At 47.0% G+C, this 25361-nt stretch carries 21 protein-coding genes; 11 read left to right on the forward strand and 10 right to left on the reverse strand.

Features of this window, described 5'->3' with window-relative positions; translation table 11 throughout:
• Positions 1–156: 156 nt before the first annotated feature.
• Together J0B03_RS02770 and J0B03_RS02775 are read right to left on the reverse strand one after the other, a co-directional pair.
• A complete protein-coding gene (locus J0B03_RS02770; RefSeq protein ID WP_207300348.1) occupies positions 157–300 on the reverse strand; it encodes a hypothetical protein in 144 nt (47 codons plus the stop codon).
• Between the two features lie 15 nt (positions 301–315).
• Positions 316–1461 (reverse strand): uroporphyrinogen decarboxylase family protein, encoded by a 1146-nt coding sequence (locus J0B03_RS02775; RefSeq protein ID WP_207300349.1) that lies wholly within the window; start codon positions 1459–1461, stop codon positions 316–318.
• A 225-nt stretch (positions 1462–1686) separates the two neighbouring features.
• Here J0B03_RS02775 and J0B03_RS02780 point away from each other — a divergent pair, with 225 nt between their 5' ends.
• Both J0B03_RS02780 and J0B03_RS02785 read left to right on the forward strand, forming a co-directional pair.
• Complete coding sequence (locus tag J0B03_RS02780) at positions 1687–2394, forward strand: response regulator transcription factor (protein WP_207300350.1); 708 nt, start codon at positions 1687–1689, stop codon at positions 2392–2394.
• Complete coding sequence (locus tag J0B03_RS02785; protein WP_207300351.1) at positions 2375–4207, forward strand: sensor histidine kinase; 1833 nt, start codon at positions 2375–2377, stop codon at positions 4205–4207. The genes J0B03_RS02780 and J0B03_RS02785 overlap by 20 nt, the downstream gene beginning before the upstream one ends.
• Positions 4208–4313: 106 nt before the next feature.
• Here the strand turns inward: J0B03_RS02785 and J0B03_RS02790 are convergent, their stop codons facing one another.
• The 3 genes from J0B03_RS02790 to J0B03_RS02800 form a co-directional block, all read right to left on the reverse strand.
• Complete coding sequence (locus tag J0B03_RS02790) at positions 4314–5690, reverse strand: uroporphyrinogen decarboxylase family protein (protein ID WP_207300352.1); 1377 nt, start codon at positions 5688–5690, stop codon at positions 4314–4316.
• 127 nt (positions 5691–5817) lie between these two features.
• Positions 5818–7197, reverse strand: coding sequence for a uroporphyrinogen decarboxylase family protein (locus tag J0B03_RS02795; RefSeq protein ID WP_207300353.1), 1380 nt, complete (start codon positions 7195–7197; stop codon positions 5818–5820).
• Positions 7198–7433: 236 nt separating this feature from the next.
• The gene (locus J0B03_RS02800; RefSeq protein ID WP_207300354.1) at positions 7434–9224 is read right to left on the reverse strand and encodes an ASKHA domain-containing protein; all 1791 of its coding nucleotides are present in this window, start codon (positions 9222–9224) and stop codon (positions 7434–7436) included.
• Positions 9225–9483: 259 nt separating this feature from the next.
• On the opposite strand from J0B03_RS02800, the gene J0B03_RS02805 reads away from it, so the two are divergent.
• The 7 genes from J0B03_RS02805 to J0B03_RS02835 all read left to right on the forward strand — a co-directional run bounded on the left by J0B03_RS02805 (position 9484) and on the right by J0B03_RS02835 (position 16111).
• Positions 9484–10290, forward strand: coding sequence for a methyltetrahydrofolate cobalamin methyltransferase (locus tag J0B03_RS02805; protein WP_207300355.1), 807 nt, complete (start codon positions 9484–9486; stop codon positions 10288–10290).
• Between the two features lie 50 nt (positions 10291–10340).
• On the forward strand, positions 10341–10958 hold the full coding sequence (locus J0B03_RS02810) for a cobalamin B12-binding domain-containing protein (RefSeq protein WP_207300356.1): 618 nt from the start codon (positions 10341–10343) through the stop codon (positions 10956–10958).
• A gap of 80 nt (positions 10959–11038) precedes the next feature.
• The gene (locus tag J0B03_RS02815) at positions 11039–12016 is read left to right on the forward strand and encodes a uroporphyrinogen decarboxylase family protein (protein WP_207300357.1); all 978 of its coding nucleotides are present in this window, start codon (positions 11039–11041) and stop codon (positions 12014–12016) included.
• Positions 12017–12330: 314 nt separating this feature from the next.
• Positions 12331–12951 (forward strand): cobalamin B12-binding domain-containing protein, encoded by a 621-nt coding sequence (locus tag J0B03_RS02820; protein WP_207300358.1) that lies wholly within the window; start codon positions 12331–12333, stop codon positions 12949–12951.
• Between the two features lie 60 nt (positions 12952–13011).
• Complete coding sequence (locus tag J0B03_RS02825; protein ID WP_207300359.1) at positions 13012–13992, forward strand: uroporphyrinogen decarboxylase family protein; 981 nt, start codon at positions 13012–13014, stop codon at positions 13990–13992.
• Positions 13993–14180: 188 nt separating this feature from the next.
• Positions 14181–14801: a hypothetical protein gene (locus J0B03_RS02830; RefSeq protein ID WP_207300360.1), complete on the forward strand. Its 621-nt coding sequence runs from the start codon at positions 14181–14183 to the stop codon at positions 14799–14801.
• A gap of 50 nt (positions 14802–14851) precedes the next feature.
• Positions 14852–16111, forward strand: coding sequence for a polysaccharide deacetylase family protein (locus tag J0B03_RS02835; RefSeq protein WP_207300361.1), 1260 nt, complete (start codon positions 14852–14854; stop codon positions 16109–16111).
• On the opposite strand, the gene ppk2 is transcribed toward J0B03_RS02835, so the two are convergent.
• The gene (ppk2, locus tag J0B03_RS02840) at positions 16108–16926 is read right to left on the reverse strand and encodes a polyphosphate kinase 2 (RefSeq protein WP_246798171.1); all 819 of its coding nucleotides are present in this window, start codon (positions 16924–16926) and stop codon (positions 16108–16110) included. The two genes, J0B03_RS02835 and ppk2, sit on opposite strands and share 4 nt — an antisense overlap.
• Before the next feature lie 157 nt (positions 16927–17083).
• Between ppk2 and carB the strand changes: the two genes are divergently transcribed.
• Positions 17084–20302, forward strand: a complete 3219-nt coding sequence (gene carB, locus J0B03_RS02845; RefSeq protein WP_207300363.1) for a carbamoyl-phosphate synthase large subunit — start codon at positions 17084–17086, stop codon at positions 20300–20302.
• 35 nt (positions 20303–20337) lie between these two features.
• Here the strand turns inward: carB and mutY are convergent, their stop codons facing one another.
• On the reverse strand, positions 20338–21381 hold the full coding sequence (gene mutY / locus J0B03_RS02850; RefSeq protein WP_246798172.1) for an A/G-specific adenine glycosylase: 1044 nt from the start codon (positions 21379–21381) through the stop codon (positions 20338–20340).
• Between the two features lie 83 nt (positions 21382–21464).
• On the opposite strand from mutY, the gene J0B03_RS02855 reads away from it, so the two are divergent.
• A complete protein-coding gene (locus J0B03_RS02855) occupies positions 21465–22424 on the forward strand; it encodes an L-lactate dehydrogenase (RefSeq protein WP_207300364.1) in 960 nt (319 codons plus the stop codon).
• A gap of 24 nt (positions 22425–22448) precedes the next feature.
• Here J0B03_RS02855 and J0B03_RS02860 read toward each other — a convergent pair whose 3' ends face one another.
• From J0B03_RS02860 to J0B03_RS02870, 3 genes are read right to left on the reverse strand one after another with little or no spacing between them, the layout of a single operon-like run.
• A complete protein-coding gene (locus J0B03_RS02860) occupies positions 22449–23240 on the reverse strand; it encodes an ABC transporter ATP-binding protein (protein WP_207300365.1) in 792 nt (263 codons plus the stop codon).
• Positions 23215–24123: an ABC transporter permease gene (locus J0B03_RS02865; protein WP_207300366.1), complete on the reverse strand. Its 909-nt coding sequence runs from the start codon at positions 24121–24123 to the stop codon at positions 23215–23217. The genes J0B03_RS02860 and J0B03_RS02865 overlap by 26 nt, the downstream gene beginning before the upstream one ends.
• A 36-nt stretch (positions 24124–24159) precedes the next feature.
• Positions 24160–25146, reverse strand: coding sequence for an ABC transporter substrate-binding protein (locus J0B03_RS02870; RefSeq protein ID WP_207300367.1), 987 nt, complete (start codon positions 25144–25146; stop codon positions 24160–24162).
• Between the last annotated feature and the right edge of the window lie 215 nt (positions 25147–25361).

Consider the following 25361-nt stretch of genomic DNA (forward strand, 5'->3'; position numbering starts at 1 on the left):
CTTCCTATAAAAATCCAATATTCTTACATCGATAAGGGTTTCCCGTTTTTCAATAAAACACGTATGATTTATACATTGTTTATAAAAGATGGTAATCATTTCTTTTTTTGTCACAAAAAAAGATGCCTGCTGTTGCAAGCATCTTTTTTGATAATATTACAGGTGATAGGACAAAAATCGGTATACCGCCTTTTCGATGTCTTCCATGGTGTCTAGAAGATACACTTGATCGTCTTCCGACAAGTCATACCGTTCGATCAGCTCTTCCCTGCTAAGGACCAGTTTGTTGTTCTCGCTCATGATCATTCCCCCCCTTTAATACTTTCCATATTCCTTGACGAACTCAACCAAGGCTTGAACATTATCCATGTTGGTATCGTTTTTCCGCAAAAACGGCTTTGTGATGGCAAAAATATAGTTTTCTCCCGGCGCCAGAATGTCCAACAATTCCTTGGCCTTGTCGATGCACTGCTCTTTTGTGCCGGTTTTCAACAACTCCGTTGGATATCCGTTGGCAAATATGTGTTTCTTGGATACCACAGCAGCAATTTTTTTCGGATCCGATGTTTCAAAGGCGATCTGGCATCGTCCCGGCAGGTCGTTTAGTGCTTCCAAATGGGGCGTCCAGTTTTCTTCACAGTACATGTTGGCCTGGTATCCCCGCTCCTGGATCCCTTCAATAAGCCGTTGGAAAGTGGGCCAATAGAATTTTTCAAAATCAGATGGTTTCATGAATGGCGCCATATGAAGAGGCAGCAGTATGGTCGGTACCGTTCCGGGAAATGGCTTGGGAAGCATTTCCACCTGCTTGAGTTCATATTCCAAAATGGCTTCGCAGGCTTCCAGCACCCATTCGGGTTTTTTCCGAATGTCCAAAAGTACGTTGGAGAAACTGCGAATGTAATCGGCCAGAAAATCGAATGGGGCCCATATGAGCAACCCAACGGAGACGGCTCCCGATCGCTGGTACTTTTCCATCAACCTTGGTACCTGGCCGGCGAATTGATTGGCCACCACTTGTCGTGCGATATTGATGCGAACATGGCCGAATTCGGGATCATCTTCTAAAATGCCAAAGACTCTTGGTTGGATCTTTTTGACGATAAAGTCCAACGGGTTCTTTGAAAACTCCGGATACTCTTCCTGGGTCAACGGCGAAATGTTGGGATGTTGAAAAAAACCGTCGTTTCCGGGTACCATAAACTGGGCTTTGGTATAACGGAAAACCGCAGATTCATTGTTGGGAATCGTAGGCAAATTGTCGGAGTCGATCAACTCTGCCATTTTTTCAGCTGCCTCCACACATTTTTCCGCACTATAAAGTTCCCGTTTTAAGGAATAACCCATATACTCGATGGCATAGGTCAAATTTGCCATGATCTCAATGGGCACCCGCTTGGGACGCTTGCCTTCCCAAAGATCGAAGTAAAGTTGCTCCCTTTCCTGACGAAGTGTTGTCATCGTACCACCCTTTCTGATTTGTCCCTGATCGTATCTAGGAACATTTTTATTGTATTCAATTGTATCATCATTCTTGTAATTGGACAATCATTTCCAAACTTCAATTTCCTTTAGAAATCGATTATACTGATAAAAGTAAGAAATGTTTGAATTTCTTAAGATTTTTGTTTGCGGTTTTGACGAAAGTCTGTTTTATAATGCGAAGTAGTGAAGGAGCGATGGAAAATGAACGATGTGAAAATATTGGTGGTAGACGACGACAAGGAGATCGCCGGGGCCCTGGAAAAACTTCTCCAACCGGAAGGCTATCATGTATACAAGGCAGCAAACGGCGCCGAAGCCCTTCAGATCCTGGAATCGACGGACATCCAGCTGGTCCTCATGGACATCATGATGCCCAAGATGGACGGCCTGTCAGCCACCTTGAAGATCCGGGAAAAGAAAAACCTGCCCATCATCGTTCTCTCTGCAAAATCCGAAGACAGCGACAAGGTGCTGGGATTGACCATGGGCGCCGACGACTATGTGACCAAACCATTTCAACCTTCGGAGCTGATCGCAAGGGTACAAAGCCAGCTGCGACGCTATTTGAAGTTGGGGGATGTGGGAAACAACGGCATCTCTTCTATGCTGCAAACGGGAGGTCTGGCACTGGATCCGGATGCCAAGGAATTTTATGTGGACGGCGTCAGCATCAAATTGACGCCAAAAGAATTTCAGATCATGGAGTTTTTGCTTCGACACCCGGGCATGGTCTTCTCCGCCGAGCGCATTTATGAAAACGTTTGGAACGAACCGGCCTATGCAGTGGAAAACACGGTCATGGTCCATATCCGTCGAATTCGCGAAAAGATCGAGATCGATCCGAAAGAACCAAAATATTTGAAAGTTGTATGGGGAGTTGGATATAAAATTGAAAAATATCATTCGTAACATTTGGCTGAAAGTATTAGTTTTTGTGCTGGCTGCAGGATTTTTGACTTTTTCCGTCCTTCAAGTCCAGACATGGCTTTATCTGGACCTGTCACCCCAGTTGTTGTGGACCCAAACCTATGAGGAAAGTCTCTTTGAAGAGGATCTGAACGAGACGCTATATTCATTAAGTTATTTCCTGGAAACCGGCGATGAGGACAGCATCCCTGCAGATGCAGAATTTGATTACCGTATCGAACGCGGAGAGCAGATCCTTACCAACATGGATACGGATGATCCTGCTTATTTCAAAGATCTTCCCAAGGGACACTATGAGCTGGAGGACAACAGATGGGTTGCAAAGGGAAATGCCCTGGATGCAGTGGAGATCCACTATCCATCCATAACCAGCGACGCCGTCGTTTACGTCGGTTTCTCCGCCAATTTCTTTAAAAACCAGGAGGCTGGCTTCCAATCCCAAAAGAGCCTTGCCATGGAACTTTTCCGCAACGCCGCCCTTGGACTTGGCGCCTTCCTTGTACTTTTGGTATTTCTCCTGACCGTAGCCGGCAAAAAACCGGATGGGGACGACATCCACCTATGCTTTTTTGATCGGATCTATTCGGACCTGCTCCTGATCCCCTTTGTTATCGTCGGTTTTTTCTGGCTGGCAGGAATGGACGCTCTTCAAACCTACGGGTACAGGGAACTGATCCTCTCTGCCAGGCAAAAATCTTACCTGATTCTGGTGGGGGTCCTCACCTTCGCAGCCGCCCTAGCCTTTGGAACGCTCCTCTTGTCCTGGGTGCGAAAAGGAAAGAAGGGCAATTTGCTGAAACATTCGCTGATTTACCAGGTTTTTCATGGTTCATGGAGTTTTTTTACTAGTTTCCTGGACGGTCGCCGGTTTCAGCAGTTCCCCTTGACCAAATCCCTCTTCTATCGACAATGGATCTTTATCGGGGCGAGTTTTATGATGGTATTTTTGTTTTTGATTTTATTATCTACAGGACCCTCTCTCTTCTGGATCCCTATCGCAACGGAAGGGGTGTTGATCTACCTTTATGTAAAATACAACAACAAGACTTATGAAGCCATCAACCTGGGCTTCAACGAAAGCCTGGAAGAGCAGATGAAGGCGGAACGGATGAAAGTGGCCCTGGTCACCAATGTGTCCCATGATTTGAAAACGCCATTAACTTCCATCATCAGTTATACGGACCTCTTGTCCAAAGAGGAAAACCTGTCGGAAAATGCAAAAGAATACATCCAGATCCTTTCGGAAAAATCCAACCGATTAAAAAAAATCGTGGCCGATCTGTTCGATCTGGCAAAAAGCACTACAGGAAACATTCAAGTCAACCTGGAATCATTGGATTTGAAGACCTTGCTGCAACAGGCTGTTGCCGACATGGACGATGAGATCCGTTCCTCCCAGGCAACCCTGCGCACCAGCTTCCCGGAGGAGGGTGCACCCATCCTGTCCGACGGAAACAAGTTGTACCGGGTCATTCAAAACCTGATGGACAATGCTTTAAAGTACAGCATGCCCGGCACTCGAATCTTCTTGGACCTGACGACAAACCAAGATGAATCGATCGTTTCCCTGAAAAATACCGCCGGATACGAAATGGATTTTACAAAAGAGGAGATCCTCCAGCGCTTCAACCGGGGGGATTCTTCAAGAACAACGGAAGGCAGCGGCCTGGGCCTGTCCATCGCAGAAAGCTTCACCAAAGTCTGCGGCGGCGATTTCGATCTGGAGATCGATGGAGACCAGTTTAAGATCACGTTGCGTTTTCCAATAAGAAAAACGATTGATGGTTCATTGTAATCGACACATACTCAAAAAGACTCGAAGAGAACTCTTCGAGTCTTTTGTGTTTGATGATTGAAAGATGTGTTCATGTTCGGTACTGTCAAGGTGGAATGGTCACTGCCTACAATCGGGAACGATCGATCATGTTCTGATACTTTTCGTGAGCCGCCCGCATCAACGGTTCCACCCTTGGGTCTGCCGGCGGATGGTCTTTGGTCAATTCTTCGAAACTCTCCACATACTTGGATTCGAATTTCGGATACAGATGGGAGTATTTTTGTATGGAATCTTCTTTCTTTTCGGTAGTGACCAATTCTCCTGCATTGTCATACTTGCCGTTTTCCAAAATGTATTCCAGGACGGCAACGTAGTTTTCCGGATTGACGTCGCCTAGCGCCAAGGCCGATTTATCTGTGATGAACTGGTAGTTTCCACCGGGAGCCAGAATATCGATCAATTCTTTCGCCTTGTCGATGCACTGCTGCTTGGTACCGTTGCCCAGCAGCGTAAGGGGATAGAATCCACCCAGTACCATCTTTTTACCCAATTTATCCTTGAATTTTTGCGGATCTCCGTATTCCATCCAAAGCTGGGTACCTTGAGGCAATTCCTGCAGATGATCAATGAAACGGGTCCAGTCTCCTTCCAGGAAGATCTGCATGGGTTGTCCCTGCTCTGCCGCTATATGGCAAACTTTATTGAAGGTGGGGAAATAGAATTTTTCAAATTGTTCCGTACTCAGGAAAGCCGCCATGTGGGTCATGATCATGTTGCATCCAAGAGGATTGATCACATTGGGCTTGCCCAGCCAAATGGCATAAGGCATAATGGCTTCCAATGCCTCCAGCAGCTTCTCCGGACAACGTCTCATATCCATGGGGATCTTGGAGAATCCACGATACATGTCGGTTATAAAATCGAATGGGACGATCTGCATGCCTACACTGCCAAAAGGCCGTCTGAACAACCCATATCTTTCGACCATAGTAGCTTCCGCCTCACCGAATGCCCTTCCCTGCTCCATACCGGAAAGAAGGGATTTTGCATAATTATGGGCACGGTTGACGTCGTTGTCGTATCCCTTGTTGATCCTGGGCTGGAGTACTTCCAACACAAAATCATAAGGGTTTTTGATGAATTCGTCGTAATCTTCTGCATCCATGACCGATTTTTCCGCGTGTTGAATGAATCCGGATTTGCTCATTTCCATCAAACTGGATTTTTGGAACATCAGTCCGATGGGATCCCTTGCAAAAGCACTGACGGGGGTGTCTCCTCTGCAGATCTCTCGTCCTTTCTCAAAAATATCGACAAGCAATTCAGTACTGTACTGATACTGGGTGGTCATCAGGTCTCTTCCGGAGTACTGGATCAAAAATTCCAGTCCCACCGCATCTTTTACAGGAATGCGATCGGGGATCACACCGGTAAAGAGATCTTCAAACAACTTGGTTCTGTACTCTTTCATCTGCTGGGGGTTATCGGGTCGTTGTGTCATGCTATCACCTCATCCTCTTTTTATAATTTGATTTAATCATATCAAAATTTGTAAGTCAAGGCACGTATATTATTTTCACAACAAAGAAAGCGCCAAGTCAGATTTCTTGGCGCCTTGCGACGATCCTCTACAGGAAGAATCCTCGATCGATCATGTTGTGGTATTTGTTGTAATGCTCCCGCATCAACGGTTCCACTCTTGGATCTGCCGGCGGATGATCCTTGGTCAGTTCTTCGAAACTTTCCACGTATTTGGATTCGAACTTTGGATACAAGTGAGAATATTTTTGGATGGAATCTTCTTTTTTTGCTGTTGTAACTTGCTCTCCCGCATTGGAATATTTTCCGTTTTCCAATACGTATTCCAAAACCGCCACGTAGTTTTCCGGATTCAAATCCGACATGACCAAAGCTGCCTTGTCCGAGATAAACTGATAGTTTCCTCCAGGAGCCATGATGTCCATCAGTTCCTTGGCTTTGTCGATACACTGTTGTTTTGTTCCCTTGCTAAGCAGGGTAATGGGATAAAAACCACCAAGAACCATCTTTTTACCCAATTTGTCCTTGAATTTTTGCGGATCTCCGTATTCCATCCAAAGCTGGGTACCCTGAGGCAATTCCTGAAGGTGATCGATGAACCGGGTCCAGTCTCCTTCCAGGAAGATCTGCATGGCTTGTCCTTTTTCTGCGGCTATGTGGCAAACTTTATTGAATGTGGGGAAATAGAATTTTTCAAATTGCTCCGTACTGAGGAAGGCAGCCATGTGGGTCATGATCATGTTGCATCCCAAAGGACTGATCACATTCGGTTCCCCCATCCAGATGGCGTAAGGCATGACGGCTTCCAGCGCTTCCAACAATTTTTCCGGACAACGCTTCATGTCCAATGGGATCTTGCTGAACCCCCGGTACATGTCGGTAATGTAGTCAAAAGGAACCACTTGCATGCCAACAGAACCCATGGGGCGGGTAAATAATCCATATTTTTCAACGATCTCCGCTTCCGCCCTGCCAAATTCCATTGCCTGTTCCATATGAGACAAAACGGCCTTGACATAGCTTCTGGCCCGCATGACTTCATTGCTGTAGGCTTTGTTGAGCCTGGGCTCCAACGTTTCCAACACAAAATCGTGGGGATTCTTAATGAACTCGTCGTACTCGTCAGGGTCCATGACCGACTTTTCCGCATGCTGAATGAATCCGGATTGGCTCATCTCCATGACGATGGATTTTTGGAACATCAAGGCAATGGGATTTCTTGCAAAAGCGCCTACGGGCATGTCTCCCCTGCAGATCTCCATTCCCTTTTCCAAAATTTCAAGGATCAATTCATACTTGTACTGATATTGGGTGGTCATCAGATCCTTGCCTGCATACTGGATCAGGCATTCCCAACCGACCGTATCCCAAACCGGTATTCGGTCCGGTATGATGCCGGTATACAGATCCTCGAAAAGCTTGGTGCGGTAGGCTTTTTTCTCTTGCGGGTTTTTCACTTGTTCCGTCATGTTATCACCTCGTTTTAAAATTTATAAAAAAAATGGAGTCTCCGGCTTCGGCAGCTCCATTTTCTATATACATCAGGCGATCTTTCCTTACAGTGAATTTGTAATTTTTAAACCATTCATTTTTGTTTCCATCTTGATTTAATCATATTAGATTTTATAAGTCAACATGGATTTACACTTATTTCACAAAAAAAATACTGCTGCACTTGAAAGTGCAACAGTATTTTTGATTGCTTTTAATCTTCTCCCTCCCAGGAGTCCCCGAAATTCATGTTTCCGGTATATTGTTCCATAAACCCTGGTTTGTTGGCCAATTCAACGAATATGGCTTCCCGTCCCAAGACACGGCATTCCTGTTGTTTTTCCTTGGAAATGAGGTAAAGCTGAGAACCCGTTCCCGCTGCATTGCCAAGAGATCGTACCGGTACTCCCTCATATTTGGGGATCATGCCAATGGATTGGGCGTGGTGTACGTCGATGTAGTTTCCAAAAGCGCCGGCAATGACGATTTCCGTCAAATCTTCTCCCTTGATGCCGTAATCCTCCACCACCATGACACAACCAGTGTAGATGGCTGCTTTGGCCATTTGCACCTGGCGTACGTCGTTCTGGCTGAAGAATATATCCGTTCCAATGGAAGTTTCTTCTGCAAATGCCACGACGAAAACATTTTCATGGCCTTCCTTCCGGATCCTCTTCTTCAGATCTGGTGAAACCATATCCTCCGGATCATTGAAGGTTCCCAGTTCGTTGATGACTTCATTTTTATACATTTCCGCTACCAGGTCGATGACACCGGAACCGCAGACCCCTTCCGGTTTGGTGTTTCCAATCACTTTGTATTCCAATTTGCCGTCTACAATGGCGACCCGTTCGATGGCGCCGTTGGTCCCCCGCATTCCGTGAGACAATCCTGCACCTTCAAGCGCCGGACCACAAGCAGTTGATGATACGTTGTAGTTGGTGTCTTTACCGACAGCGATCTCGCCATTGGTGCCCAAGTCCAACATCAATCGAACCTTGTTGTCATTGGGTATGGACAACAATACAGCTGTCGTATCCGCACCGACAAACCCGCCCAGAAGCGGCAATATGGCAAATTTACCTGTGGGACACATCTTCAAGCCGATATGTTTTGCACTGGTTTCATACACGGAATGGATGGTGCTGGAAAAAGGCTTCTTACCCAAATACTCCGGATACAATCCCAGCAACAGATGTTGCATGGTGCTGTTGCCTACAACTACTGCCATATAGATGTCCACGATATCGATCTTATGGGAATCGCAAATATCCGTGATGATCTCATTCAAGGTGTCCACTGCCAGCTTTTGCAATCGAGGACCATATTTGTCCGGTTCCGTCACTACATGATTGATCCTGGATATGACATCTCCGCCCAGTTCCGTTTGTTTGTTCATGGTGGAACTGACACCAACGATCCTACCATCCTCCATATCATACAGATATCCTACTGCCGAGGTGGTCCCCAAGTCGAATGCAATACCGTAAACGGTCCTCTCGTCATCTCCCGGCATAACATCTAGAATTTCACAGTGGTTCATGATCAGGCGCAAACCGCTTTCGTGGTGATATGTTTTAGAAATCTTCTGCAATATCTCCAATTCGGGTTTTTGGATTTTTTTGTCCGTCAAATTCCGCAAGGTGGACCAATCGTTGTCGCCAAGTTCTGTAAACAGTTGCTCTCTGGTAAAATGCAGCGAGTGGATCGACGGATTATGGGCCGTTTGATCCATGGTGGAGGAAGTCAGGATCTGCACTTTCTGTTCTTCTTCTCTCAACAACACTTTTATACCATCGTATACAACTACTTGACAGGACAAGACCCGCTTGACTTCACCGTCTTCTTCAATGTCGACACCGCATTTTTTACACACACCCCGTCCACCGCAAACCAGGTTGAGGGGATATCCTGCATCTGCACATGCCTGGGACAACTTTGTACCTTCCGGCACTTCAATGGATTTGTTCAAATAAGGAAATTCTACTTTCAACATCTTTGCCATTTTATTAACTCCTTTTGTCATAAATTTTGCTTACTTTCCTTGATTTTTCAAGCTTTTACTCAAGCTAAATTTGTCTTCATTTTAATATTGTATAACAATATTTCTTTACAAACAAGATTAAATAATATATTGACAAAGCGCCCATTTCTATGTAAGATTTTAAGTAGACATAAATATTCATAATTTCATCCGGATCCAACCGGATGGGTTTGTCGATTAATGCAATCGATGACAATATTAATTAATAGGAGGGAACACATTGATTATCATTGGAGAAAAAATCAACGGATCCATTCCTTCGGTCGCGAAAGCCATCGCCGCCAAGGACGCAGATTTCATCCGAAATCTGGCAAAAATTCAAACGGAAGCCGGAGCAACATTCATTGACGTTTGTGCATCGGTAGACGACGACATCGAGCTGGAGACCATGAAATGGTTGATCGACTTGGTACAGGAGGTAACAGATACTCCCATAGCAGTGGACAGCCCCAACGAAATGACTTGTCTGGAATCCATGAAGTATTGCAACAAGCCGGGTCTTTTCAACTCCGTATCCATGGAGGGAAAGAAAATTGAAAACGTATTCCCGGTCATCGCCGACACAAAATGGGAGATCGCAGCACTTCTCAACGACGATACAGGGATCCCGCAAACGGCGGAAAAGCGACTGGAAGTATTTGCAAACCTGATGGCAAAAGCCAAAGAATACAACATCGACCCGTCCAGATTCCACATCGATCCATTGATCGAAATGCTTTGTACGTCGGAAGACGGCATCGCCATGGTGGAGACGGTCATCTCCGAGATCAAGAAACAATACCCGACCATCCACGTAACGGGAGCGGTAAGCAACATTTCCTTCAACCTGCCGGCACGAAAGATCGTCAACCAGGCCTTTACCGTACTGGCCATGAAAGCCGGTTTGGACAGCGCCATTTTGGATCCGACGGATCAAAACCTGATGGGAATGATCTACGCCACAGAGTGCATGCTGGGAGAAGACGAGTACTGCATGGAATACATCAGTGCATATCGGGAAGGCATCTTTGGTGCAAAGAAAAAGTAAGGGGAACCATTAAACAAACAATATAACAACACTACGAGGAGGAACAGTACATGTCAAAAATTCAAGAAGTTCAAGAAATGGTAGCAAAGGGTAAAACCAAAGTAGTAGCAGGATTGGTCCAGGAAGCATTGGACGGGGGCGCACAACCGAAAGAAATTTTGGATGCCATGATCGAGTCCATGGGAATCGTTGGAGACAAATTCTCCGCCGGCGAGATCTTCGTACCGGAAATGCTGATTTCTGCAAAAGCCATGAGCAAGGGTGTAGACGTACTCAAGCCGTTGTTGGCCGGAGACGCTTCCACATCGTTGGGAACCTGCGTTATCGGAACGGTAGCTGGAGACCTTCATGATATCGGCAAAAACCTGGTAAGCATGATGCTGGAGAGCGCCGGATTCACCATGATCGACCTTGGTGTAGACGTGCCTGCTGCAAAATTTGTTGAAGTTGCAAAAGAAAACAACGCAGTCATCGTTGCCGCTTCCGGATTGTTGACCACCACCATGCCTGCACTGAAGGAAACTTCTTTGGCGCTGAAAGATGCCGGATTCACTGTCATCGTTGGTGGAGCACCTGTTACCCAAGCTTATGCAACAGAGATCAAGGCAGACGGATACGCTCCGGACGCTGGTAGCGCCGTTACCAAAGCAAAAGAATTGGTAAAATAATAGACAAACCGAATGACCTGAAATATATCATTGCTTCCAATGTACACACACGAAGCAGCAGAAAAAGGAGGTAGTTAATGATGCTGACAATACGAGAAAATTTATTGGAGACCATCAAAGGGGGAAATCCCGACCGATTTGTCAATCAGTATGAATTCATGGAATTGATCATGGAGTGCCCACTGGGCCAAATGGTTGGCCCGGGTCAAACATTGAAAAACGAATGGGGCATCACTTTCAGCTGGCCGGAAGGTCAACTGGGTGGATTCCCGGTCCACGACGAAGAACACAAGGTTTTGAAGGACATCACCAAGTGGAAAGAACAGGTGACCATACCGCCGATCGTAACAGATGACGCTGCATGGGCAGCTGCAGAAGAACATGCAAAAAATGTGGATCGCAACGAACGATTCGTGACTACATTCGTGGCTCCTGGCGTATTTGAAATGACCCATCACCTCATGAGCATGGAAGATGCCTTGATGGGATTGTATGAAGAACCGGAGTACATGCACGAATTGATCGACGCTTTGACGGAAAGAGAATTGGCTTATGCCAAAGAAATGATCCGTCGCATTAAGCCGGACGCCATTTTCCATCATGATGACTGGGGCAGCCAAAAGGCATCCTTTGTCTCACCGGAAATGTTCGAAGAATTCTTCCTGCCGGCTTACAAAAAGATTTATGGTTTTTACAAGGAAAACGGTGTGGAGTTGATCGTTCATCACAACGATGCCTACAGCGCCAACCTGGTGCCTTTCATGATCGAAATGGGAATCGATATCTGGCAAGGAGTCATGACCACCAATGATACACCGGAACTGATCAAAAAGTATGGTGGAAAAATTTCCTTCATGGGAGATATCGACAGTGGAGTGGTTGACTTCCCTGCCTGGACACCGGAGATCGTTCATCAAGAAGTGGAACGAGCCTGCACGAACTGCGGCAAACTCTACTTCATCCCCAACCTGACACAAGGCTTGAACTTCAGTTCCTTCCCGGGAGTATATGAAGAAGCAAGCAAGGCCATCGACGAAATGAGCAAAAAACTGTTCTAAAAATTTTAAGAAGCACGCGATCTCGCGTGCTTCTTTTCCTTTTCTATGAACTTGACAAATGACGGATTTATTGATACGCTATTTTTGTAATATCTTTCTGATTAACAATTTCTTAATGCGTTAAATTTTATTATATTGTATTCGTTGGATTATTTTCAAATAATTTCTGTTTGCTTGTTGACTTACAAGCGTATCATTGATAAAATTTATACATATATAATGTTTTCGAAGCTTGCATTTTTATAAAACTGCAACCGTTTTCACTTGTCAGTAAGGCAACATATGTTGCTTGAAAATAAAAGGAGGAATAGTACATGTCAAAAATTCAAGAAATCCAAGAAATGGTAGCAAAGGGTAAAACCAAAGTAGTAGCAGGATTGGTCCAGGAAGCATTGGACGGCGGCGCACAACCGAAAGAGATCTTGGATGCCATGATCGAGTCCATGGGAATCGTTGGAGACAAATTCTCCGCCGGCGAGATCTTCGTACCGGAAATGCTGATCTCCGCAAAAGCCATGAGCAAGGGCGTAGACGTACTCAAGCCGTTGCTGGCCGGAGACGCTTCCACATCGTTGGGAACCTGCGTTATCGGAACCGTAGCTGGAGACCTTCACGACATCGGCAAAAACTTGGTTAGCATGATGCTGGAGAGCGCCGGATTCACCATGATCGACCTTGGTGTAGACGTACCTGCTGCTAAATTTGTTGAAACAGCAAAAGAAAACAACGCAGTCATCGTTGCCGCTTCCGGATTGCTTACCACCACCATGCCTGCATTGAAGGAAACTTCCTTGGCACTGAAAGATGCCGGATTCACCGTCATCGTTGGTGGAGCGCCTGTTACCCAAGCTTATGCAGACGAGATCAAGGCAGACGGATATGCTCCGGACGCTGGTAGTGCCGTTACTAAAGCAAAAGAATTGGTCAAGAAATAATTTTTGTTGATCGAATCGTATTTACTTTGGAACAGATGCAATTGAAGGAGGTCATTTAAAATGTTAACCATTCGACAAAATTTATTGGAAACCATCAAAGGGGGAAATCCCGACCGATTCGTAAAACAGTATGAATTCATGGAGTTGATCATGGAAGCCAACATGAGAAAAGGTGTAGCTCCTGGCGAACACCTTATTCCCAATGATTGGGGCGTCTATTACAGCTGGCCCGTAGGTCAACTTGGCGGATTCCCGGTCCATGATGAAGAGCACATCGTCATCAAGGACATCGAAAATTGGAAAGAGTATGTAAAAGCTCCGGAAGTCATCGATGACGACGAGTCCTGGGCAAAAGCAGAAGCTCACGCAAAAGCTGTGGATCGCAACGAAAAATATTGCGGCGTATTTGTTGCTCCTGGTCTTTTCGAGCAGTGTCACCACTTGATGCGCATGGAAAATGCATTGACTGCTTTCTATGAGTATCCCGATGAAATGCACGAATTGATCGATTACTTGACAGAGTACGAATTGAAGCTGGCGGAAGTATTGATCCGACGGGTCAAACCGGATCTTCTTTTCCATCATGACGACTGGGGTGGACAAATCTCCACATTCCTTTCTCCAGAAATGTTTGAAGAATTCTTCCTGGCTCCGTACAAAAAAATCTACGGATATTACAAAGACAACGGTGTTGAGCTGGTTGTTCACCACGCTGACAACTGGGCCGCAACATTGGTTCCTTACATGATCGAAATGGGAATCGACATCTGGCAGGGTGCCATGTCTACCAACAACATTCCTGAATTGATCAAGCAATATGGCCCACAGATTACTTTCATGGGCGATCTGGACAGTGGAAAAATGGACTTCCCAGACTGGACTCCTGAGATCATTCGGGAAGAAGTGGAACGATCCACCAGAAGCTGTGGCAAATTGTACTATATCCCTTGCCTCACAAGAGGATTGGGTTTCAGCTCCTTTGAAGGTGTTTATGAAAAAACGAATGAAGAAATCGACCGCATGAGCAAGGAATTGTTCTAAATCGGCAATTTCTACTATTTACGCCAGAGACGGCTTACGCCGCTTCTGGCGTTTACTTTGTCCTGAAAGAAAATTCTGCAAATATTGGATATTCTGGTCGCAAAACAATTTTCTTTCATATATAATAAAAAATGTATGGAAGTGACCATGCTTTCAACGTTTCCATTTCATTAGAGAGAGGTGCGTTTATGAACAGGAACTTGTTTAATGGTCGACAGGAACCAACCAATGTCGAACTGGAAAATCTTACTTTTACCAAGGAGAATTTAGATCCTGTTGAGTTGGATCTGCTCACCAGCACAGAGAATTTCATAAAAACCAGAAAATTGGATCAGAAAAAATTCCAGAGTCTTCAAAGCCAGATCCAGCTCATGGAAGATCGCTTGTCCCATCACGATGCCATCGTGGAACAAATCGAGAAAAAATCGAAAGAATATGAGAACATGGTTTTCAAGTTGGAAGACAAGCTTACGGAAAAACAAATGCAGTATGATCAACTGCTGGAAGATTTTACCCTTTACCAAAACAATTCCCAAGAAGAAATGGATAAAATCAAAGTAGCTTTAAAAGAAGAAAAGACAAAATTCGAAGAACTGTTCAAGGAGCATTCCAAAGAAAAGGAATCGGTGGAGAGCATTGAACAACGATTCCAAAAAATCATACAGTCCCTTGAAACAGAAAACAAAGATCTGAAAAATCGATTCTCCGAGCTGCAACGGGAAAAGAAACATCTCATTGATACCTTCAATGAGTTTACCGCCAAATTGACCAGTCCCATGGAAGAAGCCGGAGAATCCAAAGAAATCTGATCGTAACGCGTTGGAATCGGCAAAAATATACCTGCTAACGAGGTGGCTGCATGAACGAATATACTTTAAACTTCATAGAGATCCTTCGTGTGTACAAAGAATTGGACGCATTTTTTATGGAGATGCGACTGCATCATGGCATGTCATCCAGCACCAGCTCCATCAAAATCGACGAAGAGATGTATTTTGTCCTCGACAAGCTCGTTTCTAAGGACCATGGCAGAAGTCGCTATCGCCTGTCACGGCAATTTCACCGTCTTGAAAATGTAGACAAGTGGCTTGGTTCCTTGTCGGTCACTCAGCTGGACACCAGCCAAACCATCCATTTCCCATGTACCGAAAACTTTGTTCGACAAGTATACCTCGCCAATGAAAAAAATAAAAAAACCCAAAACAACAATGGGGCCAACGATCGACGGTTGCATCAGCCCTCCGAGAAGAAAAAACACAGCTTTTTCTCTAAAAAAACCGGCTTTTTCTCCCTTTTGTTCATCGCCGCTTTTAGCTTTATCTTTTTATCCAACGGCATCATTGCAAATTCCGGCAACAGCGAAAAAGGATCTTCCGATCTGCCGGTAGATGCTCCTTATGGATCCGAGGCATTCCCTTCTTTAAATGAAACGCAGGAAATATTCTTTGAAAAGGCAGATTCTTCTGCTCCTGTTGAAGACAAATCCATAAAGATCGCTACGCTGATCCAAATTCCCGTCCCGGAAAATTCCAAATCCGTTGTGCTCTTGGAAGATGTTCGATCCCGTTTTTTACCCATGGATACCATTGCCTTGACCTTTGATGACGGGCCTTCCGTATACACAAAGAAAATTGCGGATATCCTTACTTCTTACAATGTAGGCGGCACTTTTTTCTTCCTAGGAGAAAATGTAAAGGGCAACGAATACTTGCTGCGATACATTCACAAACAGGGTTTTGCTTTAGGAAATCATTCCTTTTCCCACCCATATTTCAAATCGTTGAGTAAAGAGGATCAATGGTCGCAAATCGAACAGACCAACGATGTTTTTCGAAAAATTATTGGCGTCGGCACCCATTTATTTCGTCCTCCTTACGGTTCCATGAACCGGACCACCTTCGAACTTCTGGAAGAAAAAGAAATGAAGATCGTACTTTGGAGCAAGGATACGGAAGACTGGAAAGTAAACAATGCCCAAGAATTGGTGGAGTACACCAAAGAAAACGTCACCGGCGGCAGCATCATACTCTTCCATGAAAAAGAAAGAACGGTGGAAGCCTTGCCGGAGATCATTGAATATCTTCAAGACAAAGGCCTGAAAATTGTCAACCTTCGTTAATCTTCTTCCCGATCCAACAAAGCTTTTGCATGATCCGGCACCAATCGTTGCCGGTCATAAGGGATCCTCTCCACAGACCCTACCTGATTGATGGAGGGTAAAACGATCTCTCGAGGTCTCACTTGCTTGTAGTCAAACTGTTCCAGCAGGTGATGGATGCAATTGATCCGGGCGTTGCGTTTCAGATCGCTTTCCACCACATACCAAGGGGAATCGTCCGTATCCGTATGAATGAACATGGTATCTTTGGCATGAGAATACTCGTGCCATTTTTTTCTTGCCTCCAGATCCATCTGACTGATCTTCCACCGCTTTGTCGGATCTTCAATACGATCCTGAAACCGTTTTTCCTGTTCTTCTTCACTGACAGAAAACCAATATTTGATCAACGTGATCCCCGAACGGATCAGCATGTCTTCAAACTGGGGGACTGTCTGAATAAATTCCCAATACTCTTCATCGGTACAAAACCCCATCACCCGTTCCACTCCGGCACGATTATACCAGCTTCGATCGAAGAGAACGATTTCTCCTGCGGAGGGCAAATGGGAGACATACCGCTGAAAATACCACTGGGTTCTTTCCTTTTCTGTTGGTACCGGCAGGGCGACCACCCGACAGTGTCTGGGGTTTAGGGTCTCGGTAATCCTTTTGATGGTCCCTCCTTTGCCTGCAGCATCCCTGCCTTCAAAGATCACCACCACTTTCAAACCTTGGTCAACTACCCATTTTTGCCATTTGACCAGTTCGATATGAAGCTTTCTCAATTCTCTCTCATACACTTTTTTCGGCAATTTCTTCGTTTGGTATTCCATGATCATTCCCCTTTCCTGTTAAACTACCTATACCCCTTCTTTGCTTTTCCGTAACAAAAGGAAATTTATCAGCATAAAAACACATTTGTTGTTTATTTTTATGCGATTGTTGTGATAATATACAACGTAACAAAAAGGAAAACAAATGGAGGAAATCATGCCGAAAAGAACAGATATCCATAAAATTTTGATTATCGGATCCGGTCCCATCATCATAGGTCAAGCCTGTGAATTTGACTATTCGGGTACACAAGCCTGTAAAGCCCTGCGAGGTCTCGGGTATGAGATCGTACTGGTCAATTCAAATCCGGCCACCATCATGACGGACCCGGAAGTTGCCGATGTCACCTACATCGAACCATTGAACGTTTCCAGACTGGAAGCCATCATTGCAAAGGAAAAACCGGACGCCCTGTTGCCGAATCTGGGTGGACAAACGGCCTTGAACCTTAGCATCGACCTGATGAATGCCGGGATCCTGGACAAATATGGTGTAAAAGTCATTGGAGTACAGCTGGATGCCATTGAACGCGGGGAAGACAGGATCGCATTCAAGGACAGCATGAACAAGCTTGGCATTGAGATGGCCCGGAGTGCTCCTGCCTATTCTGTAGAAGAAGCAGAAGCCATAGCCAATGAACTGGGCTATCCTGTTGTTGTTCGACCGGCATACACCATGGGTGGAACCGGTGGTGGCTTGGTATACAACAAGGAAGAGCTTCAAGTCATTGCTTCCAGAGGGATCTCTGCCAGCCGAGTGGGACAAGTCTTGATCGAAGAATCAGTTTTGGGTTGGGAAGAACTGGAACTGGAAGTGGTACGGGATGCCAACAATAAAATGATCACCATCTGTTTTATTGAAAATGTAGATGCCATTGGCGTGCACACCGGCGACTCTTTCTGTACCGCCCCCATGCTCACCATTTCTCAATCCCTGCAGAAACGGCTGCAAGACTATGCATACCGAGTCGTGGAAGCCATCGAAGTGATCGGCGGCACCAACGTGCAATTCGCCTACGACCCAAAAACAGACCGGGTCGTCATCATCGAGATCAATCCCAGAACATCCCGTTCGTCCGCTCTGGCGTCCAAAGCCACCGGATTTCCCATCGCTTATGTTTCTGCTTTATTGGCGGCAGGGATCACCTTGGATGAACTCCCCTATTGGAGAGATGGAAGTCTGGACAAGTATACTCCTTCCGGAGACTACGTCGTCGTCAAATTTGCCCGATGGGCCTTTGAAAAATTCCCAGGCTCCAAGGATGTTCTTGGCACACAGATGAAAGCCGTTGGCGAAGTCATGAGCATCGGGAAAAACTACAAAGAGGCGCTGCAAAAGGCCATCCGTTCCCTGGAGATCGGACGTTACGGCCTTGGCTTTGCGAAAGATTTTCACCAGCGTCCTTTGGAAGATTTGATGGCCCTCTTGGCCGAGGCTACCAGCGAACGACAGTTCATTCTCTATGAAGCCATCCGAAAAGGTGCCGATCTGGATCAATTACACCAGATCACCCACATCAAACGCTACTTCCTGGAACAAATGCAAGAACTGGTGATGCTGGAAGAGAAGCTCCGACAACATACCATGGAAGATCTCCCCGACGAATTGTTGATCCAGGCAAAAAAAGACGGTTTTGCCGACCGTTACCTGGCCATGTTGTACCAGACAACAGAGACGAAAATGCGAAATCGGCGAAAGGCACTGGGCGTGACGGAGGGCTGGGAAGCCGTGCCGGTCAGTGGCGTGGAGGATGCCTCCTATTATTTTTCCACGTATAATGCACCGGATCAAACCACGGCCACCAGCAACAAAAAAGTGATGATCCTTGGAGGCGGACCCAACCGGATCGGTCAGGGCATCGAATTCGACTACTGTTGTGTCCATGCCGCCTTTTCCCTGAGGGATCTGGGCTACGAAACAGTCATCGTCAACTGCAATCCGGAAACGGTCTCCACCGATTACGATACGTCGGACAAGTTGTATTTCGAGCCCTTGACCGTGGAAGACGTGCTAAGCATCTACGAAAAAGAAAAACCCTTGGGCGTCATCGTCCAATTTGGCGGACAAACGCCCCTGAATATCGCCAAGGAGCTGGAAGAACTGGGAGTGACCATCCTGGGGACCTCTCCAGACACCATCGATCTGGCGGAAGACCGGGATCGATTCCGGGAGATCATGGAGAAATTGGAGATCCCCATGCCGGAATCGGGAATGGCGGTCAACATGGTGGAAGCCCTAGCCATTGCACAGCGGATCGGCTATCCCCTCATGGTCCGACCGTCCTACGTATTGGGCGGCAGAGGCATGGAAGTGGTCCACGATGACAACATGCTTCGACAATACATGGAAGCTGCTGTCGGGGTCACTCCAGAGCGTCCCATCCTCATCGACCGATTTTTGGGGAATGCAACAGAAGCAGAAGCGGATGCTCTCTCCAATGGCAAGGATGTCTTTGTACCTGCCATCATGGAGCATATCGAGCTGGCCGGCATTCACTCCGGCGACTCCGCTTGTGTCATTCCACCCATATCCATTTCAGACAAGCACAAGGAAACCATCAACGAGTATACCAAGAAAATTGCCAAGGAGCTGAACGTGATCGGGTTGATGAACATGCAATACGCCATATCCGACGACAAAGTCTACGTACTGGAAGCCAATCCCCGCGCCTCCCGAACGGTTCCACTGGTCTCGAAAGTCTGCAATATCTCCATGGCAAAAATTGCTACAGCCATTTTGATGAAAGAACTGGACCAGGAAGCATATCCTATTTCCGGCTTGAAAAACAAGGAACTGCCTCACTTTGGCGTCAAGGAAGCTGTATTCCCCTTCAACATGTTTCCGGAAGTCGACCCGATCCTGGGCCCGGAAATGCGCAGTACGGGGGAAGTGTTGGGATTGTCCGACTCCTTCGGACTAGCCTTTTACAAGGCCCAGGAAGCAACCCAAACTGCCTTGCCTACAGAAGGCACCGTCCTGATCAGCGTCAATGACAAGGACAAGGAAAGCGTGTTGCCGGTAGCCAGAAAATTTGCCGAGATCGGATTCCACATCAAGGCAACTGGAGGAACCCACGCCTTCTTGAAAGATAACCACATCGACGCTCAAGAGATCAACAAACTGTTTGAAACCAAACCCAATATACTGGATGCCATCGCCAATGGGGAGATCCAATTGGTCATCAATACCCCGTCGGGAAAACGGAGCCAAAGTGATGGAAGTTTCATTCGAAAGTCATCCATCCGACATAAGGTGCCCTACATCACTACTGTTACAGCGGCCCTGGCCAGCGTCAAGGGGATCGAATCTCAAAAGTTCAATACGGATCCGGAGCCTGTCAAATCTCTCCAGGAATACCATAAAGCAATGGAGTAAGGATGTTAAAAGCGCCACAAAGTGTGGCGCTTTTTCTATTTCAAAATCATTGACTTGTAGTGGTCCAAGGCGGATGGAAGGGCAAAGCGATGCTCCAAGTCCTCCAGGGTGGCCCACTGCCATCCCGGGACATGGACAGGATCGTTCACTTCTACAAGATAGCCGATCATATGCCATTCTACATGACTGAACAAGTGCTTTGCTTCACCCATTGGAACAACCGATACTGTATGGAGACTATTTTTTCCTCCCCATTCCTGCACCTGCCCATCCTCCATCTTCCCTTCCGTGTTTGGAAACTCCCACATGCCCGAAAGCAGCCCACCTTCTATACGCTGTTGGATGGCCACCAAATTGTTGCTGACCACCACCAGGATGGTTTTCGCCTCTGTCCGGCGGGGTTTTTTCTTATCTTTATACGGGATTTCGTCGATCCATCCATTTTTGTAACTGATGCAGCTCGATTCCCATGGACAAGCTTGGCATAGGGGCTTGCCATTGGGGATGCAGACTTGAGCTCCCAATTCCATCAGACTTTGGTTGAAGGTCCCGGGTTCATTCTTTGGCATCATGTCCAACACCAGGCTTTCGATCTTCCTTTTTACAGCAATCTTTCCGATATTCTCCTTTATGCCATATCGCCTCGAAATGACCCGCAGTACATTTCCGTCTATTGCAGGTGTCGGCAAACCGAAAGAAATGGAAGCGACGGCACCGGCCGTATAAGGTCCGATGCCCGGCAGAGACAAGAGGGATGCGTAATCATCCGGAAGTTCTCCTCCATACCGCTGCATAACGATTTGTGCCGCTTTTTTGAGGTTTTTACAGCGCGTGTAGTATCCAAGGCCCTCCCATAATTTAAAGAGCCGATCCTGGTCAACAGACGCCAAGGAATCCACATCCGGCAACTCATCCATAAACCTCTTAAAGTAAGGGATCACCGTATCCACCTTTGTCTGTTGCAGCATGATCTCCGAGATCCAAGTTTTATAAGGTGCAGGGTCGTCCCGCCAGGGCAAACGCCTTGCGTTGTTCTTGTACCAAGCTACCAGTTGCATTCCCGATTCCAGTGCGTTCAATGACAACCCTCCCAACATTTTTAACGGTTCTTATAGTATAATATAGCTTGTAGCCTGAATATTCAAGAAATGAGGGAAACAATATGCCACGATCATCCAACAAAAACAAAGTCGTCATCATCGGCGCCGGTCACGTCGGCTCCCACTGCGCCTATGCCTTGAGCATGGGAGGATCGATCCAGGAGATCGTTTTTATCGATATCGACGAAAAGAAAGCCGCAGCTCAAGCCGACGATATAACCGATGCTTTGTCGTTCATGCCCCATCCTGTGGTCCTTCGCTCCGGGAGTTACCAGGATTGTTCCGATGCCCAGATCGTACTGCTAGCCGCTGGTGTTCCCCGAAAACCGGGGCAGACACGTCTTGACACCATGGGGGATTCCATCAAGGTGATGAAGGACATCGTACCAAAACTGAACGGTTCCGGATTCGACGGGGTCCTGGTATGCATTTCCAATCCGGTGGACGTGATCACCACCTACATGCACCGGCATGTGGATCTGCCGACCAGCCGCATACTGGGTACCGGCACTTCCCTGGATACCGCCCGCCTGAAACGGATCCTCTGGAAGGAATTAGAAGTACATCCTGCATCCATCCATTGCTACAGTCTGGGCGAACATGGCGATTCCAGCATGATCCCTTTTTCCCATGTACAGATCGGCGGACTTCCGCTGCAAACATTGATGGATCAATACCCAAAATCTTATGGCAAACTGGATCTGGATCATGTGCTCCAACGAACGCGAACCGTCGGAATGGACATCATCAACGGTAAAAATTCCACCGAATTCGGCATCGGTTCCGTCGTTGCGGACCTGGTGGGATCCATCCTCCACGACGAAAGACGGATCTTACCCCTGTCCTGCCTCCTTGAAGGTGCCTACGGCCAGGAGGGGATCGCCATCGGCGTACCTGCCATAGTGGGTGGAGACGGCATCCAGACCGTCCTGGAACTGGACTTGACGGCAGAAGAAGAGGCGTTGTTCCAAGCTTCCTGTGAAGTGGTCCGAAATCATGTTGAAATGTCCGAATCACATTAAAAAACACCCTTTCGGGTGTTTTTTTCATGCCAGTAATATGCGATCATCCGCCAGTTGCTTGTGTTTCTTTGCCGAATAATAACTCAACAATTTTTCCACCGACATATTCTCTCTCTCTTCTCCCCGGATGTCAAGAATGACCTCCCCTTCATCCATCATGATGGTGCGATTTCCGACCGAAAGTGCGGATCGGATGTCGTGGGTGATCATCATGGTTGTGATGTTGGACTCAGCCACCACTTCCCTGGTGATGTCCATGATCTTCACGGCCGTCGCCGGATCCAGGGCAGCCGTGTGTTCATCCAACAACAGTAATTTAGGAGATGCAATGGTGCACATCAACAGGGTCACTGCCTGTCTTTGGCCTCCGGAAAGATTCTTCACCTTGGTTTTCATCCGCTCTTCCAGACCAAGCTCCAGGCGACTTAACATTTCCCGAAAAACCTCCGTGTCTCTTTTATTGATGGCAAAAAGACTTTTCTTCGCCTTTCTGGTATGTGCCAGCGCCAGATTCTCCTCTACGGTCATGGAAGGGGCCGTCCCCTTCATTGGATCCTGCATCAACCGGCCGATGTCGAAAGAACGCTTGTATTCCGGCATGGCTGTAATGTTTTTTCCGTCCAACACGATGGCTCCCGTATCCACCAGAAAACTTCCGCCGATGGCATGGAAGAGTGTGGACTTCCCTGCCCCGTTGGAGCCGATGATGGTGACAAAATCTCCCGGTTCCAAATGTAGATCCAGATCTTTCAACGCCTGTTTCTCATTGATGGTCCCCTTGTAAAATGTTTTACTTACTTGCGCCAGTCGAAGCATCCGAATCCAACCTCCTTTGGTGTTCCCGCACGGATCGGCGTACCCGCTGTTGTTCCAGTCCCCGCCGCAGGGACGGACCGGACAATGCGATGACGACGATGGCGGAAGAAATAAGCTTGAGTGCGTAAGATGGGAACAAGTCCACCCGCAATGCCAAGGCGATGATGATCCGGTACAGGATGGAACCGCCTACTGCAGATGCCAGACCGATCGTTACTCCCCGTTTTCCAAAAATGGTCTCCCCGATGATGACGGAAGCCAGTCCGATGACCACCATCCCGCTGCCGGAGCCGACGTCGGAAAACATCTGGTATTGGCCGATCAAGGCACCGGCAAGTCCTACACAGGCATTTCCCAGAATCAATCCGGCGCATTTCATCAAATCTGCGTTGATGGACGAGGACCGGACCATGTCTTCATTATCCCCGGTAGCGCGAATGGCCAAACCAAACCTGGTTTTAAAAAACACTGCAAGCAGGATGGTCAAAAACAAGGCCACCACCAATGCAACCAAAGTCTTTGACTGGGTAAAGACTGTAGTATTTCCCATCACGGACAAGTTGGCCCTTCCGCCCATGATGAAGAGATTCACTGTATAAAGTCCAGTCATGACCAGGATCCCCGACAATATGGGATGGATGGCCAGTCTGGTCTGCAATAGTCCGGTAGCCAATCCGGCAAGGGCTCCACTCAACACAGCAACGATCAATGCCAATACCGGATGACCGGCTACCGTGATCACGGCAGCCACCGCCATACCCAGGGAGAAACTTCCATCCACCGTCAAGTCCGGGAGCTGCAATATGCGAAATGTAATGTAGATCCCCAGGGCCATCACCCCGTAGAGCAACCCTAGTTGTATGGAGCCAACAAGCAACGTCATATATATTTCCTTTCTTTATGCAAGATGGTTGAAATTCTACTCGCCGATCAAGACGAAATCTTCTTTTAACGATTCCGGTATGGTCACTCCCAGAGCTTCCGCCGTTTTTACATTGATCATGTTGGCGTATTCCGCGATCTGCTCCACCGGGTTTTCATTGATGTCCTCACCGTCCATGATCCTTGCAATCATGGCAGCCGTTTGTCGTCCCAATACGGTATAGTCGATGCCCACTGTCGCCAGGCCCCCGTCTGCAACCATGGAATCTGCACCTACATAGGTTGGGATCTTCGCTTCCATGGCCACCTGCATGTAGGTCGCCATGGCACTGGCCACCGTATTGTCGTTGGGAGTGAAAAATGCATCTACACTGCCCACCAGGGAAGAGGCCACTTGTTGAAGATCCGCCGTACCGGTGATGGTGGCTTCCCGATAGGGGATCCCATTGGCCTCGCAATACGCTTTTGCCCGTTCGATCCCCACGGAAGAGTTGATCTCGCTACTGTTGTAGATGAATCCAAATGTTTCCACTTCCGGAGTCAACACCCCAGCCAATTCAAAAATATCTTCAATGGCGATGGAATTGGATACTCCGGTGATATTCTTGTCCGTATTTTCAAAGGATGTGACCAACCCTGCCTCCACCGGGTTGCTGACTGCCGAAAATACGATGGGAATGGTTTCCGTCGTTGCCGCCGCTGCCTGTGCGGAAGGCGTTGCGATAGGCACGATCATGTCGACTTGGCTGTTGATCAACTCCTGCATGATGGTGGGCAGCAAGCTCATGTCCCCGTTTGCATTTTCAAAGACCAGTTCCACCTTGCCTTCATACCCAAGGTCATTCAATTCTTCCTCGATCGTATCACGGATCTGGTTCAGGGATGGATGATCCATGGGTTGGACCACCCCGATCCGATATATTTTCTCCCCGCTGCCTTTATCCGTTGCTCCGTCATCGGAACAACCTGCAAACAACCCCAAGATCAACATGCCAACAATAAGAACAGATACCGCTTTTTTCATTTTTTTCCCTCTTTCCTTATTATTTTGTTGGACAAATGAGGAAGGGAGCAGATTTCAATAAAAAAATTCCGTCCTTAAATATAAGGACAGAACTTATCTGTTTTGCCACCTTAATCATTCATAAAATTTTCCTGGAAATGCCAACACATTTCCTGTCGTTAACGCCGACCTACGTTTTGGATACTCGACCTTCCGGTCTTTCACCGCACCCTCCG

The sequence above is a fragment of the Alkalibacter rhizosphaerae genome, assembly GCF_017352215.1.
GTDB classification, from domain to species: Bacteria; Bacillota; Clostridia; order Eubacteriales; family Alkalibacteraceae; genus Alkalibacter; species Alkalibacter rhizosphaerae.

What these genes read in the sequence shown, in the direction of transcription:
- J0B03_RS02770 (WP_207300348.1), bottom strand. Translation starts at nt 300, where the DNA reads ATGAGCGAGAACAACAAACTGGTCCTTAGCAGGGAAGAGCTGATCGAA.
- J0B03_RS02775 (WP_207300349.1), bottom strand. Translation starts at nt 1,461, where the DNA reads ATGACAACACTTCGTCAGGAAAGGGAGCAACTTTACTTCGATCTTTGG.
- J0B03_RS02780 (WP_207300350.1), top strand. Translation starts at nt 1,687, where the DNA reads ATGAACGATGTGAAAATATTGGTGGTAGACGACGACAAGGAGATCGCC.
- J0B03_RS02790 (WP_207300352.1), bottom strand. Translation starts at nt 5,690, where the DNA reads ATGACACAACGACCCGATAACCCCCAGCAGATGAAAGAGTACAGAACC.
- J0B03_RS02795 (WP_207300353.1), bottom strand. Translation starts at nt 7,197, where the DNA reads ATGACGGAACAAGTGAAAAACCCGCAAGAGAAAAAAGCCTACCGCACC.
- J0B03_RS02800 (WP_207300354.1), bottom strand. Translation starts at nt 9,224, where the DNA reads ATGGCAAAGATGTTGAAAGTAGAATTTCCTTATTTGAACAAATCCATT.
- J0B03_RS02810 (WP_207300356.1), top strand. Translation starts at nt 10,341, where the DNA reads ATGTCAAAAATTCAAGAAGTTCAAGAAATGGTAGCAAAGGGTAAAACC.
- J0B03_RS02815 (WP_207300357.1), top strand. Translation starts at nt 11,039, where the DNA reads ATGCTGACAATACGAGAAAATTTATTGGAGACCATCAAAGGGGGAAAT.
- J0B03_RS02820 (WP_207300358.1), top strand. Translation starts at nt 12,331, where the DNA reads ATGTCAAAAATTCAAGAAATCCAAGAAATGGTAGCAAAGGGTAAAACC.
- J0B03_RS02825 (WP_207300359.1), top strand. Translation starts at nt 13,012, where the DNA reads ATGTTAACCATTCGACAAAATTTATTGGAAACCATCAAAGGGGGAAAT.
- J0B03_RS02830 (WP_207300360.1), top strand. Translation starts at nt 14,181, where the DNA reads ATGAACAGGAACTTGTTTAATGGTCGACAGGAACCAACCAATGTCGAA.
- J0B03_RS02835 (WP_207300361.1), top strand. Translation starts at nt 14,852, where the DNA reads ATGAACGAATATACTTTAAACTTCATAGAGATCCTTCGTGTGTACAAA.
- ppk2 (WP_246798171.1), bottom strand. Translation starts at nt 16,926, where the DNA reads ATGGAATACCAAACGAAGAAATTGCCGAAAAAAGTGTATGAGAGAGAA.
- carB (WP_207300363.1), top strand. Translation starts at nt 17,084, where the DNA reads ATGCCGAAAAGAACAGATATCCATAAAATTTTGATTATCGGATCCGGT.
- J0B03_RS02855 (WP_207300364.1), top strand. Translation starts at nt 21,465, where the DNA reads ATGCCACGATCATCCAACAAAAACAAAGTCGTCATCATCGGCGCCGGT.
- J0B03_RS02860 (WP_207300365.1), bottom strand. Translation starts at nt 23,240, where the DNA reads ATGCTTCGACTGGCGCAAGTAAGTAAAACATTTTACAAGGGGACCATC.
- J0B03_RS02865 (WP_207300366.1), bottom strand. Translation starts at nt 24,123, where the DNA reads ATGACGTTGCTTGTTGGCTCCATACAACTAGGGTTGCTCTACGGGGTG.
- J0B03_RS02870 (WP_207300367.1), bottom strand. Translation starts at nt 25,146, where the DNA reads ATGAAAAAAGCGGTATCTGTTCTTATTGTTGGCATGTTGATCTTGGGG.